Origin of the sequence: Mycolicibacterium sp. MU0053 (genome assembly GCF_963378095.1) — a bacterium.
In the GTDB taxonomy this organism is placed as follows: domain Bacteria; phylum Actinomycetota; class Actinomycetes; order Mycobacteriales; family Mycobacteriaceae; genus Mycobacterium; species Mycobacterium burgundiense.
Genome location: NZ_OY726397.1, coordinates 5,229,174 through 5,244,431, shown reverse-complemented (window position 1 = coordinate 5,244,431; position 15,258 = coordinate 5,229,174). Strand labels below are relative to the sequence as shown.

15 protein-coding genes are annotated in these 15,258 nt (G+C 65.9%); 12 read left to right on the top strand and 3 right to left on the bottom strand.

Features of this window, described 5'->3' with window-relative positions; genetic code table 11:
* Positions 1-16: 16 nt before the first annotated feature.
* Positions 17-1,561, top strand: coding sequence for a class I adenylate-forming enzyme family protein (locus tag RCP80_RS24930; protein ID WP_308480241.1), 1,545 nt, complete (start codon positions 17-19; stop codon positions 1,559-1,561).
* Between the two features lie 20 nt (positions 1,562-1,581).
* On the opposite strand, the gene RCP80_RS24925 is transcribed toward RCP80_RS24930, so the two are convergent.
* Complete coding sequence (locus RCP80_RS24925) at positions 1,582-2,208, bottom strand: TetR/AcrR family transcriptional regulator (protein WP_308480240.1); 627 nt, start codon at positions 2,206-2,208, stop codon at positions 1,582-1,584.
* Positions 2,209-2,248: 40 nt separating this feature from the next.
* Between RCP80_RS24925 and RCP80_RS24920 the strand changes: the two genes are divergently transcribed.
* From RCP80_RS24920 to RCP80_RS24885, 8 genes are all read left to right on the top strand, one after another.
* The gene (locus RCP80_RS24920) at positions 2,249-3,499 is read left to right on the top strand and encodes an acyl-CoA dehydrogenase family protein (RefSeq protein ID WP_308480239.1); all 1,251 of its coding nucleotides are present in this window, start codon (positions 2,249-2,251) and stop codon (positions 3,497-3,499) included.
* On the top strand, positions 3,492-4,589 hold the full coding sequence (locus RCP80_RS24915; RefSeq protein WP_308480238.1) for a phosphotransferase family protein: 1,098 nt from the start codon (positions 3,492-3,494) through the stop codon (positions 4,587-4,589). The genes RCP80_RS24920 and RCP80_RS24915 overlap by 8 nt, the downstream gene beginning before the upstream one ends.
* 128 nt (positions 4,590-4,717) lie before the next feature.
* A complete protein-coding gene (locus RCP80_RS24910; RefSeq protein ID WP_308480237.1) occupies positions 4,718-5,710 on the top strand; it encodes an NADPH:quinone oxidoreductase family protein in 993 nt (330 codons plus the stop codon).
* A gap of 1 nt (position 5,711) precedes the next feature.
* Positions 5,712-6,878 (top strand): acyl-CoA dehydrogenase, encoded by a 1,167-nt coding sequence (locus RCP80_RS24905; protein WP_308480236.1) that lies wholly within the window; start codon positions 5,712-5,714, stop codon positions 6,876-6,878.
* A complete protein-coding gene (locus tag RCP80_RS24900; protein WP_308480235.1) occupies positions 6,875-7,984 on the top strand; it encodes a Re/Si-specific NAD(P)(+) transhydrogenase subunit alpha in 1,110 nt (369 codons plus the stop codon). Before RCP80_RS24905 ends, RCP80_RS24900 begins: the two co-directional genes overlap by 4 nt.
* Before the next feature lie 3 nt (positions 7,985-7,987).
* Positions 7,988-8,317: an NAD(P) transhydrogenase subunit alpha part 2 gene (locus RCP80_RS24895; protein ID WP_308480234.1), complete on the top strand. Its 330-nt coding sequence runs from the start codon at positions 7,988-7,990 to the stop codon at positions 8,315-8,317.
* Positions 8,314-9,747 (top strand): NAD(P)(+) transhydrogenase (Re/Si-specific) subunit beta, encoded by a 1,434-nt coding sequence (locus RCP80_RS24890; RefSeq protein ID WP_308480233.1) that lies wholly within the window; start codon positions 8,314-8,316, stop codon positions 9,745-9,747. Before RCP80_RS24895 ends, RCP80_RS24890 begins: the two co-directional genes overlap by 4 nt.
* Before the next feature lie 52 nt (positions 9,748-9,799).
* Positions 9,800-10,489: a TetR/AcrR family transcriptional regulator gene (locus RCP80_RS24885; protein WP_308480232.1), complete on the top strand. Its 690-nt coding sequence runs from the start codon at positions 9,800-9,802 to the stop codon at positions 10,487-10,489.
* Here the strand turns inward: RCP80_RS24885 and RCP80_RS24880 are convergent.
* The gene (locus tag RCP80_RS24880; RefSeq protein ID WP_308480231.1) at positions 10,486-11,304 is read right to left on the bottom strand and encodes an SDR family oxidoreductase; all 819 of its coding nucleotides are present in this window, start codon (positions 11,302-11,304) and stop codon (positions 10,486-10,488) included. The two genes, RCP80_RS24885 and RCP80_RS24880, sit on opposite strands and share 4 nt — an antisense overlap.
* A gap of 115 nt (positions 11,305-11,419) precedes the next feature.
* Between RCP80_RS24880 and RCP80_RS24875 the strand changes: the two genes are divergently transcribed.
* The 3 genes from RCP80_RS24875 to RCP80_RS24865 all read left to right on the top strand — a co-directional run bounded on the left by RCP80_RS24875 (position 11,420) and on the right by RCP80_RS24865 (position 14,841).
* Positions 11,420-12,322: a LysR family transcriptional regulator gene (locus RCP80_RS24875; protein ID WP_308480230.1), complete on the top strand. Its 903-nt coding sequence runs from the start codon at positions 11,420-11,422 to the stop codon at positions 12,320-12,322.
* 132 nt (positions 12,323-12,454) lie between these two features.
* Positions 12,455-13,939 carry an FGGY-family carbohydrate kinase gene (locus tag RCP80_RS24870; RefSeq protein ID WP_373693408.1) on the top strand — a complete coding sequence of 495 codons (1,485 nt, stop codon included), beginning with the start codon at positions 12,455-12,457 and terminating at the stop codon, positions 13,937-13,939.
* A 44-nt stretch (positions 13,940-13,983) separates the two neighbouring features.
* A complete protein-coding gene (locus RCP80_RS24865) occupies positions 13,984-14,841 on the top strand; it encodes an alpha/beta fold hydrolase (protein WP_308480228.1) in 858 nt (285 codons plus the stop codon).
* Here RCP80_RS24865 and RCP80_RS24860 read toward each other — a convergent pair.
* Positions 14,783-15,244 carry a PPOX class F420-dependent oxidoreductase gene (locus RCP80_RS24860; RefSeq protein ID WP_308480227.1) on the bottom strand — a complete coding sequence of 154 codons (462 nt, stop codon included), beginning with the start codon at positions 15,242-15,244 and terminating at the stop codon, positions 14,783-14,785. The two genes, RCP80_RS24865 and RCP80_RS24860, sit on opposite strands and share 59 nt — an antisense overlap.
* Between the last annotated feature and the right edge of the window lie 14 nt (positions 15,245-15,258).

Sequence of the window (15,258 nt, the reverse complement as noted above, 5' to 3'; positions counted from 1 at the left end):
ATCCCGAAGGCAGCAGATGGTTAGCGTCATCACGCCGATGCTCAGGCATGCCGGATCGCAGCCTGAGCAACTCGCCATGACGGACGCGCAGCACAGTTGGACCTACGCGCAGCTCCGCGACGGCGTCCTCGCGTACGCGGGCGCTCTGATCGGCCAGGGCATCGTCGCGGGAGATCGTGTCCTGCTCATCGTGCCGACCGTGCCGGAATTCGTCGTCGCCTACCTTGGTATCCAGGCGCTGGGCGCCGTGGTGGTCCCGGTCAACACCATGTCGACGCGGGCCGAGCTGGATTACTTCATCGGTGCGGCCGGATGTTCGCTCGTGATCGCGTGGCACGAGTCGAGCGTCGTCGCCGCCGATGCCGCGGCCGCCGCAGGCATCCGCCACTGCATTCTGCCTGAAGGCGCGGCGGTGAGTGACGTTGTGCCACTGACTGTTGCGGAAGAACGCGCGTCCGACGATGTCGCCGTCATCCTGTTCACGTCGGGGACCACCGGCCGGGCCAAGGGGGCTGAGTTGACCGTCGGGAATGTGTTGTCCGCAGGGGAGATCGCCGTCCGGCTCGCCGGCGTGACGCCGCAGGATCGGATCGGTTCCGCTTTGCCGTTGTTCCATGTGTTCGGCCAGACGGCGGTGCTGATGATGACCCTCACCGCCGGTGCGACGATGTCGCTGCTCGACCGGTTTTCGGCCGAGGCCATGCTGGAGCTGCTCCGTCGCGATCGACTGACCGTCATGTGCGGCGTACCGACCATGTGGAATGCGATGCTGCACAACGCGGTCGATGCAGTCCCTGCAGACTTCATCCATCTTCGTCTCGCGCTGTCCGGCGGTGCGTCGTTACCTGGCGCGGTCAACAGTGCGTTCCAGGAGAAGTTCGGTTGCACGTTGTTCGAGGCGTACGGGCTCACCGAGACCACCGCGATCGGAACCTATGGCGGTCCCGGCACGCCGCCCGGCAGTGTCGGCGCGGCGGCGTTCCAGACGGAGGTCCAGATTCGCGACTCCGCAGGTTCGCCGGTCGTGGGTGATGCATCCGGCGAGGTATACATCAAAGGTCCGACGATCATGCGGGGATACCGCGGTCGTCCGGACGCCACGGCGGAGGTGCTGTCGGCTGACGGCTGGTTGCGCACAGGCGACGTCGGCAAGCTGGACGCCGAGGGCAACTTACGCATCGTGGGCCGGGCCAAGGAGCTGATTATCCGCGGCGGTTACAACGTCTACCCCAGTGAGGTCGAGGCGGTGCTCTATGCTCATCCCGAGGTCCTCGAGGCCGCGGTGATCGGCATCGCGCACGCACATTACGGCGAGGAGGTCGCCGCAGTCATCGTGGTGAACCCAGGCATGCCTCATGACGGTGCTGCGCTCATGGCCTGGGCGCGAGAGCGGCTGTCGGCGTACAAGATTCCACGGGTGCTGCAGTTCGTCGACGAGCTGCCGAAGGGTTCGACCGGCAAGATTCTCAAACGCGCGATCGATCGGGAGGCACTGGCTCAACTCCTGGTCGTTCAGGCCAAGGCCAAGGCCAAGGCCAAGGCCATGGCGACGGGCCGGTGATCCGATCTGGCGGTGCCGGATCAGGCGCCACGCGCGTTCGGTAGGAGGGCGATCAAACCGCGCAGCGCGGCCACACAGTGTTCGACGCGCTCGGCCAGGGTGCTCCCGCGCTGGGGTTCCGGGACGCTTGTCCACTGCAGCGCAAGGTCTTCCACGTAGGCCACCCAGGCATGCACGATGGTCGCGGCGCCGTCGCGCTCACCCAGTTCCAGGACATCCACCACGCGCTGACCGAGGTCGGCGCGCAGGGTGGCGACGCGGTCCCCACCCAGCGTGAGCGCGCCTTGACCAAAGATGAACGCCAGGTAGAACTCGCGGCGCCGATCGATCTGTTCGAACAACGCGGATACGACGTGGCGCAGCGCCGCCTCCGGATCGGCGTCGGCGGGCGGGGCCGTGTTGTCGAGTACCCGTTGGGCCGCGACGTCGAGTACCGCGTCGAAGTAGTCGCTCTTCGTCGGGAAGTAATGGAACAGCAGACTGCGTGAGATCTCGGCCTTGCGTGCCACCTCGTCCAGCGACAACTTGTGTATTGGCTCTTTGACGAGGATTCCTAACCCGATGGCCAGCAATTGATCTCGTCGATCACCGAACTTCAGCCGTAGCGCAGGACGTGACCCCGGGCGTGACTCTCGCTTGCTCACCATCTGTTTAGCATTGCTCAATAGAGCGGGTATGGTCAAGCACATGAACTCCGAACCGTCGCCTCGCGCAGCCGAACTTCTTGATCGCGTACGTGCCTTCATCGCCGAAGAGATCGCACCAGTCGAGGAGCGCTACCACGCCGACGTCGCTGCGCTGCGCACCGGCGGTGGAGATCCCTGGACACCGCTGCCGCTGCTGAGCGAACTCCGGGACAAGGCCAAAGCCGCCGGCCTGTGGAATCTGTTCCTTCCCGCCGAACACGCCGGCGACTACGCCGCCCGGTTCGGGACCGACGGCGGGCTGGGACTGACCAACGTCGACTACGCGCCGATTGCGGAGGAGACCGGCCGCTCGGAACTCGCCCCGTACGCCTTCAACTGCAACGCGCCGGACACCGGGAACATGGAGGTGTTGTTGCGTTACGGGACCGCCGAGCAGCGCGAGCGCTGGCTCGAGCCGTTGTTGGCCGGGTCCATCCAGTCGGCGTTCGCCATGACCGAACCGGGTGTGGCGTCCTCGGATGCCACCAACATGGCCGCGACCGCCATCCCCGACGGGGACGACATCGTGATCAACGGGCGCAAATGGTGGACCACGGGCATCGGACATCCGGACTGCGAGTTGCTCATTTTCATGGGTGTGTCGGATCCCGAGGCGCCGCGGCGATCTCGGCACACCATGGTGCTGGTGCCGCGCACCACCCCTGGGGTTGTGGTCGAACGACTGCTTCCGGCAATGGGCCGATTCGACGAGCCCTTCGGCCACGGTGAAGTGTCCTTCACCGATGTCCGGGTGCCTGCGGCCAACGTTCTGCTCGGCCCCGGCCGGGCCTTCGAGATTGCTCAGGGGCGGCTGGGACCCGGGCGCGTGCACCATTGCATGCGGCTGATCGGTCTGGCCGAGATGGCTCTCGAGCTCGCCTGCCGACGTGGTCGTGAGCGGCGGGCCTTCGGCAAGCCGCTGATCGACCTCGGCGGGAACAAGGAACGAGTTGCCAAGGCCCGCATCGCCATCGACACCGCCCGGCTGCTGGTGTTGAACGCTGCATGGAAGCTGGACACCGTGGGACCGGGCGGCTCGCTCGGCGAAGTCAGCCAGATCAAGTCCCATGTGCCGGCGGTGGTGCAGGAGATCGTCGACTTCGCCATGCAGATCCACGGCGGCGGTGGGCTGTCCGACGACTTCCCGCTGGCCGGGGCGTGGTCGTTGGCCCGCCAACTGCGGCTCGCCGACGGACCCGATGAGGTACACCTCGGTGTCATCAGCAGACTGGAACTGGGCAAGTATGTCTGAGGGCACAGAGGGTCTCATCGACACCGCCGATGTCGCGGATGCCGCAGCGGTGCGCCCCGAGGACGCGTTCGATGTCGACCGGCTGTGCGCATGGCTGGCCGAACACGAACTCGGCGTGACGACACGTCCCGGGGTAAGGCAATTCTCCGGCGGCGCTTCGAACCTCACCTATCTGCTGCGCTTCCCGGAGCGGGACCTGATCCTGCGCCGGCCCCCGGGCGGACACAAGTCGGCGGGTGCGCACGACATGTCCAGGGAGTACCGCATCCAGCATGCGCTACAGCCGGTTTTCGAGTACGTGCCAAGGACGCTGGGGCTGTGTGAAGAGACTGCGGTCATCGGCACGCCGTTCTACGTGATGGAACGGATCGACGGCCACATTCCCCGTCAGGAGTTCCCGCCGGAGATGAATCTCTCGGCTGCCGAGATTTCGGCCCTGTGCATCCGCTCGCTGGATGTCCTGATCGACCTGCATCAGCTTGACCCGGCGGCAGCCCAGCTGGATTGGCTGTCCAGGGGTGACGGGTACATTCACCGCCAGCTACGAGGGTGGTCCAAACGCTACCGACAGGCCAAGACGCCGGACGTCGGGGACTTCGATTCGGTGATGGTCTGGCTCGACGAGAATGAGCCGACCGACGACCGATCATGCCTGATCCACAACGATTTCCGGTTCGACAACCTCGTCTTCGACCGCGCGCACCCACACTCGCCGGTCGGCCTGCTGGACTGGGAGATGGCAACCATCGGGCACCCCCTGATGGATCTCGGTGGCGCCCTGGCGTACTGGATCGAGGCCGGCGATGAGCCCGAACTGCACCAGTTCCGCCGACAGCCGACCCATATCGCGGGCATGCTCTCCAGAGCAGAAGTAGTCGACTACTACTGCGACCGAATGAATATCGGCCTCAGTGAACGGGAATGGGCCTTCTACGAGATCTTCGGACTGTTCCGGACTGCGGCGATATGCCAACAGATCTACTACCGGTACTACCACGGCCAGACCACCAACCCGGCCTTCCAGGCGTTCGGCCGGCTCACGCTGCTGATGGAGCGTCGCAGCCTCGACCTCATCAGCCGCCACCGTTGAGCTCAACTTGAACTTGGCCTCAACTTCATATTAGATGTGTTGAGGTATCCCGCTGTGACCGGGCAATCGCCCGTCCAATCGGTGTCATTTCCAAATCCAGAGAACGTTGAACCAAGGGACTGAGAATCATGAAAGCCTGGCGTGTCGAACAATTGGGTCAGCCCCGCGACGTTCTTCGCCTCCGCGACGTAGCCGAGCTGGAGCCCGGGCCCGGGGAGGTTCGGGTGCGGGTACTTGCCGCGGCCGCCAACTTCGCCGACGTGCTGCTGTGCCGCGGTGAGTATCAGGTCAGACCTGACCTACCCTTCACCCCCGGTTCGGAACTGTGCGGCGAGATCACCGCGCTGGGCGACGGGGTGGCAGGGTTCACCATCGGCGACCGCGTGATCGGCGTCGTCAACCCGCAGCACGGCGGTTTCGCCGAGTCGGCACTCATGCCGGTGTCCACAGTGTTCCTCGCCCCGCCGTCACTAGACGATGCCGAGGCCGCGGTGCTGACCATCGGATACCAGACCGCCTGGTTTGCGCTGCACCGCCGCACGCAGTTGCTGCCGGATGAGACATTGTTGGTGCACGCCGCCGCAGGTGGCGTCGGAAGCGCCGCTGTGCAGTTGGGTAAAGCGGCCGGTGCCACCGTGATCGGCGTCGTCGGGGGTGCCGACAAAGCGGCCTACGCCGCCCAACTCGGGGCCGACGTCGTCGTGGACCGACGTGAGCAGGATTTCGTCGACGTGGTCAAGAAGGCCACCGGAGGTCGCGGAGCAGATGTCGTCTTCGACCCGGTCGGCGGCGATTCGTACACCAAGTCCACCAAGTGCATCGCGTTCGAGGGGCGCATCCTCGTCATCGGGTTCGCCGGCGGAACCATTCCCACTCCGGGCCTGAATCATGCACTGATCAAAAACTATTCGATCATCGGTCTGCATTGGGGGTTGTACAACGCCAAGGATGCCGGCCCCGTCCGGGAATGCCACCAGGAGTTGACCAGGCTGGCGGAGCGCGGCGTGGTCAAGCCGCTCATCGGCGAACACCTGGGGCTCTCCGATGTGCCGGATGGCCTGACGCGACTCGCTGAGGGCAGCACGGTTGGCCGCTTGGCCTTCCTGGCTACGGCCGACTGACATGCGCAGTGCGACAGCACAACCAGAGTTCGACTTGTATCAGCTTCCCGAGGAGCACGTCGCGCTGCGCGCCGCGATTCGCCGACTGGCGGAGAAGGAAATAGCTCCGCACGCCGCCGATGTCGACGCGAACGCGCGGTTCCCGGAAGAGGCGCTCAGGGCGCTGAATGCCTCGGGCTTCAACGCTGTCCACGTGCCTGAGGCCTATGGCGGACAGGGCGCCGATGCGGTGGCGGCGTGCATCGTCATCGAGGAGGTGGCCCGCGTAGATGCATCGGCATCCTTGATTCCGGCGGTCAACAAGCTGGGCACCACCGGCCTGATCCTGCGCGGATCCGACGATCTGAAGAAGCGGGTACTCGGCGATCTGGTCGACGGACAGATGGCGTCGTATGCCCTCTCCGAGCGCGAGGCCGGCAGCGATGCGGCCGCAATGAAGACCCGGGCCAAGGCCGACGGCGACGGCTGGATCCTCAACGGCGCGAAGGCATGGATCACAAATGGCGGAAAGTCGTCCTGGTACACCGTGATGGCGGTCACCGATGCCGACAAGGGCGCCAACGGGATCTCGGCATTCGTCGTCCACATCGATGACGAGGGATTCACCGTCGGACCCAAGGAGCGCAAGCTGGGAATCAAGGGGTCTCCGACGACAGAGTTGTACTTCGAGAACTGCCGAATTCCGGGCGACCGGATGATCGGTGATCCCGGTACCGGGTTCAAGACGGCGCTGCAGACGCTGGACCACACGCGGCCGACCATCGGCGCGCAAGCGGTCGGTATCGCCCAGGGAGCGTTGGATGCGGCGCTGGCATACACCAAGGACCGCAAGCAGTTCGGTAAGTCGATCTCGGATTTCCAAGGCGTGCAGTTCATGCTCGCGGACATGGCGATGAAGATCGAGGCCGCGCGCCTGATGGTGTACACCGCCGCGGCGCGCGCTGAGCGCGGTGAAGGCAATCTGGGGTTCATCTCAGCGGCAGCGAAGTGCTTTGCCTCTGACGTCGCGATGGAAGTCACCACCGATGCGGTGCAGTTGTTCGGGGGCGCCGGCTACACATGCGACTTCCCGGTCGAGCGAATGATGCGCGACGCCAAGATCACTCAGATCTATGAGGGCACCAACCAGATTCAGCGGGTCGTCATGAGCCGAGCGCTGCTCCGGTGAACCACCGGGAGAACAACACCTTGACCGTCGGCGTGGTCGCCGAAACCGGCGCCGACGAGCGCCGGGTGGCGTTGGTGCCGAAAACGGTCGCGTCGTTGGTCGGTGCGGGTATCGCGGTGGTGGTCGAGGCGTGCGCCGGTCAGCGTGCGTTGATCCCCGACGCGTTGTACACGGCGGCCGGGGCCACGACCGGGGATGCGTGGAGTGCGGACGTGGTGGTCAAGGTGGCGCCGCCGTCCGATGTGGAGGTGGCGAAGCTGCGTCGGGGTCAGTCGTTGATCGGGTTTCTGGCACCGCGCGACACCGAGAATCAGATCGGGGCGCTCAAGGCAGCGGGCGTGCAGGCTTTCGCGATGGAAGCGATCCCGCGGATCTCGCGGGCGCAGGTGATGGACGCGTTGAGTTCACAGGCCAATGTGGCCGGGTACAAGGCCGTGCTGCTGGCGGCCTCGGAGTCCACGCGGTTCTTCCCGATGCTGACCACCGCTGCCGGGACCGTGAAACCGGCGACGGTGCTGGTACTCGGCGTAGGCGTGGCCGGCCTGCAGGCCCTGGCAACCGCGAAGCGACTCGGTGCCCGGACGACAGGGTACGACGTGCGTCCCGAGGTCGCCGATCAGGTGCGTTCGGTAGGGGCCCAGTGGCTGAGCCTGGGCGAGAACGAGGTGGCCGCGGCCGGTGAGGGCGGGTACGCCCGCGAACTCTCCGACGCCGAACGTGCGTTGCAGCAGCAGGCGCTCGAAGAGGCGATCACAAGGTTCGACGTGGTGATCACGACCGCCCTGGTCCCGGGTCGGCCCGCGCCGCGGCTGGTCACCGCCACCGCCGTGCGGGGCATGAAGGCCGGCAGCGTGGTGGTCGATCTGGCAGGGGAGACCGGCGGCAACTGCGAGCTGACCGAGCCCGGCCAGACCGTTATCCGCCATCGTGTCACCGTCGCCGCGCCGACCAACCTGGCCGCGACGATGCCCGAGCACGCCAGCGAGTTGTACGCCAAGAACGTCACCGCACTGCTGGAACTGTTGATCACCGACGGCGCGTTGGCACCCGACTTCGACGACGAGGTCGTCGCGGCCTCGTGTGTCAGCCGTGAAGGGGAGCACTAGAGGATGTACGACCAACTGCTGGCCAATCTGGCGATCCTGGTGTTGTCCGGGTTCGTCGGGTTCGCGGTGATCTCGAAGGTGCCCAACACCTTGCACACCCCGCTGATGTCGGGCACCAACGCGATTCACGGCATCGTGGTGCTCGGTGCGCTGATCGTGTTGGGCCAGTTGCCCGCCGACGCCGGTTGGGGTGTGCGGATCATCGCGCTGGTCGCGCTGATCTTCGGCACTGTCAACGTGATCGGTGGCTTCCTGGTCACCGACCGGATGCTGGCAATGTTCAAGGGGCGCAGGCCCGCTCCCTGCCAGGTCGAGCCTGAGGTCGCCAAGTGAACCATCTCGTCACCGTCCTCTACATTCTGGCCTTCGGCATGTTCATCCTGGGTCTGTCGGGTCTGACCGGCCCCAAGACCGCGGTGCGCGGCAACTGGATCGCGGCCACCGGTATGGGCGTCGCCGTAGTGGCGACCCTGCTCTCGGTGCGTGACACTGCTGCGACCAACTGGATCCTGATCGCGGCCGGGCTTGCAATCGGAGTGATTCTCGGCGTGCCACCGGCGAAGAAGACCAAGATGACGGCGATGCCGCAATTGGTCGCGTTGTTCAACGGTGTGGGTGGCGGCACCGTCGCGTTGATCGCGTGGGCGGAGTTCATCGAGACCGACGGGTTCGCCTACTTCACCCCCGAGCAAAACCCCACGGTGGCACTGGTGGTGGGGTCGCTGTTCGCGGCAATCATCGGCTCGGTGTCCTTCTGGGGCTCCCTGGTGGCGTTCCTCAAGCTGCAGGAATCGATTCCGAAGACGATCGAGAAGGCACTGGTCAAGTCTGCCAGTGTATTTCAGATCGCCAACGTTGTGCTGCTGCTCGGCGCCGTCGCGACGGCCGTCTACATCGGGCTGAACGCCGGCGTCGGCAACGCGACCTGGACCATCGTGGCAGTGCTGGTGCTGGCGGGTCTGATGGGTCTGTTCGTGGTGTTCCCCATCGGCGGCGCCGACATGCCGGTTGTCATCAGCCTGCTCAATGCGCTGACCGGATTATCCGCTGCCGCAGCGGGTGTGGCGCTCAACAACACCGCGATGATCGTCGCCGGCATGATCGTCGGCGCTTCCGGTTCGATCCTGACCAACCTGATGGCCAAGGCAATGAACCGGTCGATCCCGGCGATCGTGTTCGGCTCCTTCGGTGCCGACGGCGGAGTCGCTGCCGCAACCGGCGGCGACCAGGGCTCAGTCAAGGCCACGTCAGCCGCCGATGCGGCGATCCAGCTGGCCTACGCCAACCAGGTGATCGTCGTGCCCGGCTACGGCCTGGCCGTCGCCCAGGCACAGCACGCGGTCAAGGAGATGGCCGGCTTGCTCGACGCCAAGGGTGTCGACGTCAAGTACGCCATCCATCCCGTGGCCGGGCGCATGCCGGGGCATATGAACGTGCTGCTGGCCGAGGCGGATGTCGAGTACGACGCGATGAAGGAGATGGACGACATCAACGGTGAGTTCAACCGCACCGACGTCACCATCGTGATCGGCGCGAACGACGTCACCAACCCCGCGGCGCGCAACGACCCGAGTTCACCGATTCATGGCATGCCGATCCTCAACGTCGACGAGTCCCGCTCGGTGATCGTGCTGAAACGGTCGATGTCGTCGGGCTACGCCGGTATCGAGAACCCGCTGTTCCTTCTCAACCACACCTCGATGTTGTTCGGTGACGCCAAGAAATCGGTCTCCGACGTCATCGACGAGCTGAAAGCGCTCTGACGGGTGACTCGGTGGTTGCGGGGCGAATCGCGATTCAAGTAGAACTTGACCCATGAGCGGGCAGGATGGGACGGACATCGGCGCCGATGCCCCGGTTCTTGCCGGGGGCACCGGAGCAAGGGAGTTGCCCGCTACCGCCCGCGGGCTGCGGACCCGCGCGGCGCTGGTGACGGCAGCCCGGACGGTATTCGAGCGTGACGGCTTCCTCGGATCTCGGCTGTCCGACATCACCGTAGAGGCCAAGTGTTCGGCCGGGACCTTCTACACCTATTTCTCCAGTAAAGAAGAGATCTTTGCAGCGGTGCTGGAGGCTGCGCAGGATGACATGTTGCACCCCGGGATGCCCCGCGTCGCCGATGACGACGATCCTGCGGCGGTGATCGAGGCCAGCAACCGCGCCTATCTTGTTGCGTATCTGCGGAACGCGAAACTGATGGCGCTCATGCAGCAGGTCGCCACGGTCGACCCGGACTTCGAAGCACTCCGACGGCACCGATCGGAGAAGTTCGTTGAGCGCAATGCCCGTCATATAGCAGAGCTGCAAAGCCGTGGTTTGGCGGATGAGACCCTGGATCCGCTCCTCACATCCTATGCGCTGTCCGGAATGGTGAGCCGAATGGCGATGGAGGCCCTCGTCATCGGGAAGCGCGATCTCGATGACGTCGTGGCGATCCTGACCAAACTCTGGGTCAATGCACTACAGCTTTCCGGCAAGTCGGACAGTCGCAAAAAGCGGCGCTAGGACCTGAAGTCCGCCGTCGCAGCGTTGTCCCGCTGCGCAGCGACCTCGACCAGGCGCCGGCTCAGCGCGTCGGTCATCAGCGTCCACGCATCGGTGCCGAGCACCAGCCTGCGTGGCGGCGTGTCGGAGTCCGCGGCCCGGAGGATCGCCGCGACGGTGCGCTCGGGACAGACCGGCATGTCCTCGGGGGCGGGTGGCACCCGGTCGGCCGGTCCTCCTCGGTAGGCGGCGCTGGGTGGGACATGTTCGGCCGCGTCGAAGAATCCGGTGCGGACGACGCCGGGTTCGATGAGGGTGGTGCGGATTCCGAACGGCTCGACCTCGGTGGCCAAGGCGTCGTAGAAGCCCTCGATACCCCACTTCGTCACGTGGTAGAGCGAGAATCCGGGGAACGTGATGTGTCCGCCCATACTCGACATCTGCATCAGCAATCCACCGCCCTGCGCGCGAAGATGCGGCAGCACGGCGCGGGCGAGGTGGATGGAGCCCGCGAGGTTGGTCTCGATCATCTGCTGGACCTGGTGGTCGGTGAGGTCCTCGGCCGCGGCGAAGACCCCGTAGCCGGCGTTGGATACGACGACGTCGATTCGGCCGAGTGTGTCGAATGCCGCTGCAACCACGGCGCGTAAAGCGGAGTTGTCGGTCACATCGAGGGCCTGGCGCCACAGTCGGTCGCCGTAGCGTTGCGCCAAATCGTCGAGTTGTTCAGGTCTCCGCAGTGTCGCGGCCACCGAGTCGCCGCGTTCGAGCACCTGCTCGACGAGTTCGCGTCCCATTCCCCGCGAGGCGCCGGTGACGAACCACGTCTTGGCCATGTCGATCCCTTTCGTTGTCCCGTTGGCTCAACGCGTGCCGGTGGCAGCGCACTCCATGCCTGGCATCCGCATTTCGCTCTTTATCCATGCATGCTGCGCATGGGTACGGTGAGGCGTGGCCGAAGTGACGTTGGAAGGCTTGCGCGTCTGTCGTGAGATCGCGCTGCAAGGATCGTTCACGGCGGCTGCGCGCGCTCTTGGCTATTCGCAACCGTCGGTGTCCCGGCAGGTCGCGGCGATGGAGTCGGCGCTGGGTTATCGCCTGTTCGTGCGCGAGTTGCGCGGTGTCAGCGTGACTCCCGCCGGTACTCGGGTGATCGAGCACGCCGCGCGGATCCTCGGCGCCGTCAGCTCCCTGCACCACGACCTGAAAGCCCTGGGAGACAAGCTCGCCGGCCGGGTGGCCGTCGGAGCGTTCCCGGCGGCAATGTCAGTGCTGGTGCCGCGGACCGTAGCGCGGCTTGCCGTCGAGCACCCGGGACTGGTCGTGGCACTGACCGAGGCGGGCACGCCCACGTTGCTGCGCGATGTTCGCGGTAATCGGCTCGACGTGGCGGTGATCGGTGCGGGCGCCGGGTTACCGGACTACGACCTCGACGGTCTCGGACGGCATCGGGTGTACGCCGGGGATCTTTGTGTCGCAGTGCCGGACGGACATCGCCTCGCCGGCCGCGCCGAAGCCTGCGTCAGCGAGCTGGTGAACGAAGTGTGGATCGCCGGAACAGGTTCGGCGGGGGATCCACAGTTCGCGGCCTGGCCCACGCTAACCGATCCGGTGATCGGTTACCGAGTGCGCAGCTGGCCCGCCCGGCTCGGCTTGGTGGGCGCGGGCCTCGGAGTGTGTCTGCTCCCGGCATTGTCGGCGCAGTCGGTGCCGTCCGGTGTGCATTGCGTCCACGTCGACGACCCGGCCTGGTTGGGCCGGCGCACGCTCGCGGTCACCGGTGCGCGGCCCAGTGCGGCCGCCCGCGCCGTGGTCGCGGCGTTGCGAGCAGTCGCCGGCGAACTCAGCCCGTAGTCAGCGGGTCGAGAGCCTCTAGTGGTAATCGATAATCTGCCGCCACCGTTGCCCGAAGCGTTCTAGCGTGAACGGATTGCGCCGGCAACGGCGCACGTCATGACTCGCGGGAAGGCCACACTCATGGTTGGCGTGTCGGACTTGCTGCTCGGAATCGACATGGGGACGGCGAGCACGAAGGGCATCCTCGTCGACGCATCCGGGGCCGTCGTGGCCTCAGCAACGTCGAGCCATGCGATGCGGCTGCCCCGTCCCGGTTGGGCCGAAGTCGACGCGGAGGCCACGTGGTGGGGTGAGATCTGTGACATCAGCACCGCGCTGATCGCCCAGGTACCCACCGGATCGGCGGTGGCCGGACTGTGCGTCAGCGGTGTCGGCCCGTGCCTCGTGCTCTGCGACGAAGCGCTGCGGCCGTTGCGGCCGGCCATCCTGTACGGCATCGACACTCGGGCAGCCGCCGAGATCGACCTGTTGACAGCGGAATTGGGTGCCGACGCAATCCTGGACCGAGCGGGAACCGTGCTGTCGAGCCAGGCCGTCGGTCCCAAACTGGAGTGGGTGCGGCGCCACGAACCGGAGGTATTCGCCCGGGCGAGGGGTTGGTACGGCTCGAACTCGTACATTACGGCCAAGCTCACCGGCGAGTACGTGCTGGACCACCACACGGCCAGTCAGTGCGATCCGCTGTATGCGACGCGGCAGTTCGGCTGGAATACCGAATGGGCGCAGCGTATTTGCGGCCACCTGCCGCTTCCGCGGTTGGTGTGGCCCAGCGAGATCGTCGGCGTCATTCACGAGTCGGCCGCGGCGGCCACCGGCCTCCCCTGCGGCACGCCCGTGGTGGCCGGCACCGTCGATGCGTTCGCAGAGGCGTTTTCGGTGGGGGTTCGCAAACCGGGCGATCAAATGCTCATGTACGGCTCCACGATGTTTCTGGTGCAGATCATCGATTCGTACTTCAGCGAGCCCGGTTTTTGGACGACGGCGGGGGTGGAGCCTGACAGCCTGGCCCTGGCCGCGGGCACTTCGACTGCCGGCAGCCTCGTGAGTTGGTTGCAGGGCGTGACCGGTGGGGCGCCGTTGGAGACGTTGACAGCCGAGGCGCAGGCGGTTCCTCCCGGCAGTGACGGCCTACTGATGCTGCCCTACCTCGCCGGCGAGCGCACACCCGTCTTCGACCCGGATGCGCGCGGGGTGTTCGCCGGCCTTACCCTCCGCCATGGCCGCGGACATCTGTTTCGTGCTGCATACGAGGGTATTTCGTTCGGAGTCAGGCAAATACTGGACGGGTTCGACGACGCCTGCACCGCAACGCGCACGGTGGCGGTGGGTGGTGGGCTGCACAGTGCGGTGTGGGCGCAAACGCTGGCCGATGTCACGGGCCGTCAGCAGCTGGTTCCGCAGCAGACAATCGGTGCCAGCTACGGCGATTGCCTACTGGCGGCCATCGGTGTCGGGTTGGTGCCGCCCGACACCGACTGGACCGTGATCGCCTCGGAGATCACCCCGGCTGCCGCCAACCGTGAAAGCTACGACGTGCTGTATCGGACTTGGCGCGAATTATACCTGGCCACAAGGGATGTGGTGCATCGGCTAGCTGCCGAACCGAAGCTGTAAAGAGCGGCGACGTGACACCCCCGCTCAAGCAAAGGAGCTCCGAGATGAGAATGACACGTGCCGGCAGTGGTGGGCCGCCCATGGTCTTCGTGCACGGGCTGGCCTGCGATGCCACGGACTGGCAGGCCCAGGTCGACTGGTTCAAGGCACGGACCACCGTCGTCGTAGGCGAGCTACCCGGGCACGGTTCCAGCCCGGGCACGCCGGCGGACTGCACGGTCGAGGCGTATGGCGCTGCGCTGGCCCGAGCCATGACGGCGTTGCGGCTGCCGCCGGCGATCCTCGTGGGCCACAGCATGGGTTGTCGCGTGGTCCTCGAGGCGTGCCGGGTGGCACCCGGCGCCGTAGCCGGGCTCGTACTCGTCGACGGCAGCCGAATCGGCGATGGTGATCCCGCAGTCGCCGCGCAGGCCATGTCGGATGAACTCGCCGGGACCGGCTACGGACGATTCATGCAGCGGTTCTTCGATTCGATGTTCGTCCCGTCGAGTGACCCCGTTCTCGCGGACCGGATCATTCGCCGCGGGGTCGGTTTGCCCGCGCCGGCCGGCAGGAATCTGCTGACCAGCCTGGTCGGTTGGGATGCCGGTGCGGTGGAGAGTGCACTCGCCGCTGTCCGCGGGCCCCTGCTGGCGATTCAATGCACGACGCTCAACACCGCACGAGAGCGGGTGTCACTCGAATCAGGACAGAGTTCGGCGTGGATCGACCTGGTGCTTGCCCGTGTGCCCGGGGCGACCGCGGCGATGCTGCCCGGGGCGGGCCACTTCCCGCAGATCGAACAGGCCGCGGAGGTCACCGCGCTGATCGCCGACTTCCGCGATGCCATGCAACGTGATGGGACTACGCCAGGTCCGGCGGGAAGCCTCCGGTCGCAATCGGACCCCAGCGGGTCGGGGTGATCCGAATCAGCGACTTGCCTTGATCACGCATGGCTTGTCGGAACTCGTCCCAGTTCGAATGCTCGCCGGAGATGTTGCGGAAGTACTCGACAAAGGGCTCGACGTCGTCGCGGGCCTCGACGATCTCGCTGCTTCCGTCGATCTGGACCCAGGCGTCGTTCCAGTCCGCCGAGAGCACGACCACGCTGACGTCGGGACGAGCGCGCGCATTGCGGGTCTTGGCGCGCTGGGGGTAGGTCGAGATCACAATCCGTCCCGAGTCGTCGACGCCGCCGGTGACGGGCGAGGCCTGCGGGGTGCCGTCGTAACGTCGGGTGAGCAGGATCATCTGGTGGCGCGGCCGCACGAACTCCAGCAGGTGCTCGACGTCCACGGCGGTTTCCGTCGCAATCTTGCGAGTCATGTCTTCTCCTATCC

Bases quoted from the DNA above. Each gene is read 5' to 3' on its own strand.
- RCP80_RS24895 (WP_308480234.1), top strand. From the start codon at position 7,988: ATGTACGACCAACTGCTGGCCAATCTGGCGATCCTGGTGTTGTCCGGG.
- RCP80_RS24905 (WP_308480236.1), top strand. From the start codon at position 5,712: ATGCGCAGTGCGACAGCACAACCAGAGTTCGACTTGTATCAGCTTCCC.
- RCP80_RS24920 (WP_308480239.1), top strand. From the start codon at position 2,249: ATGAACTCCGAACCGTCGCCTCGCGCAGCCGAACTTCTTGATCGCGTA.
- RCP80_RS24910 (WP_308480237.1), top strand. From the start codon at position 4,718: ATGAAAGCCTGGCGTGTCGAACAATTGGGTCAGCCCCGCGACGTTCTT.
- RCP80_RS24880 (WP_308480231.1), bottom strand. From the start codon at position 11,304: ATGGCCAAGACGTGGTTCGTCACCGGCGCCTCGCGGGGAATGGGACGC.
- RCP80_RS24925 (WP_308480240.1), bottom strand. From the start codon at position 2,208: ATGGTGAGCAAGCGAGAGTCACGCCCGGGGTCACGTCCTGCGCTACGG.
- RCP80_RS24885 (WP_308480232.1), top strand. From the start codon at position 9,800: ATGAGCGGGCAGGATGGGACGGACATCGGCGCCGATGCCCCGGTTCTT.
- RCP80_RS24865 (WP_308480228.1), top strand. From the start codon at position 13,984: ATGAGAATGACACGTGCCGGCAGTGGTGGGCCGCCCATGGTCTTCGTG.
- RCP80_RS24915 (WP_308480238.1), top strand. From the start codon at position 3,492: ATGTCTGAGGGCACAGAGGGTCTCATCGACACCGCCGATGTCGCGGAT.
- RCP80_RS24930 (WP_308480241.1), top strand. From the start codon at position 17: ATGGTTAGCGTCATCACGCCGATGCTCAGGCATGCCGGATCGCAGCCT.
- RCP80_RS24860 (WP_308480227.1), bottom strand. From the start codon at position 15,244: ATGACTCGCAAGATTGCGACGGAAACCGCCGTGGACGTCGAGCACCTG.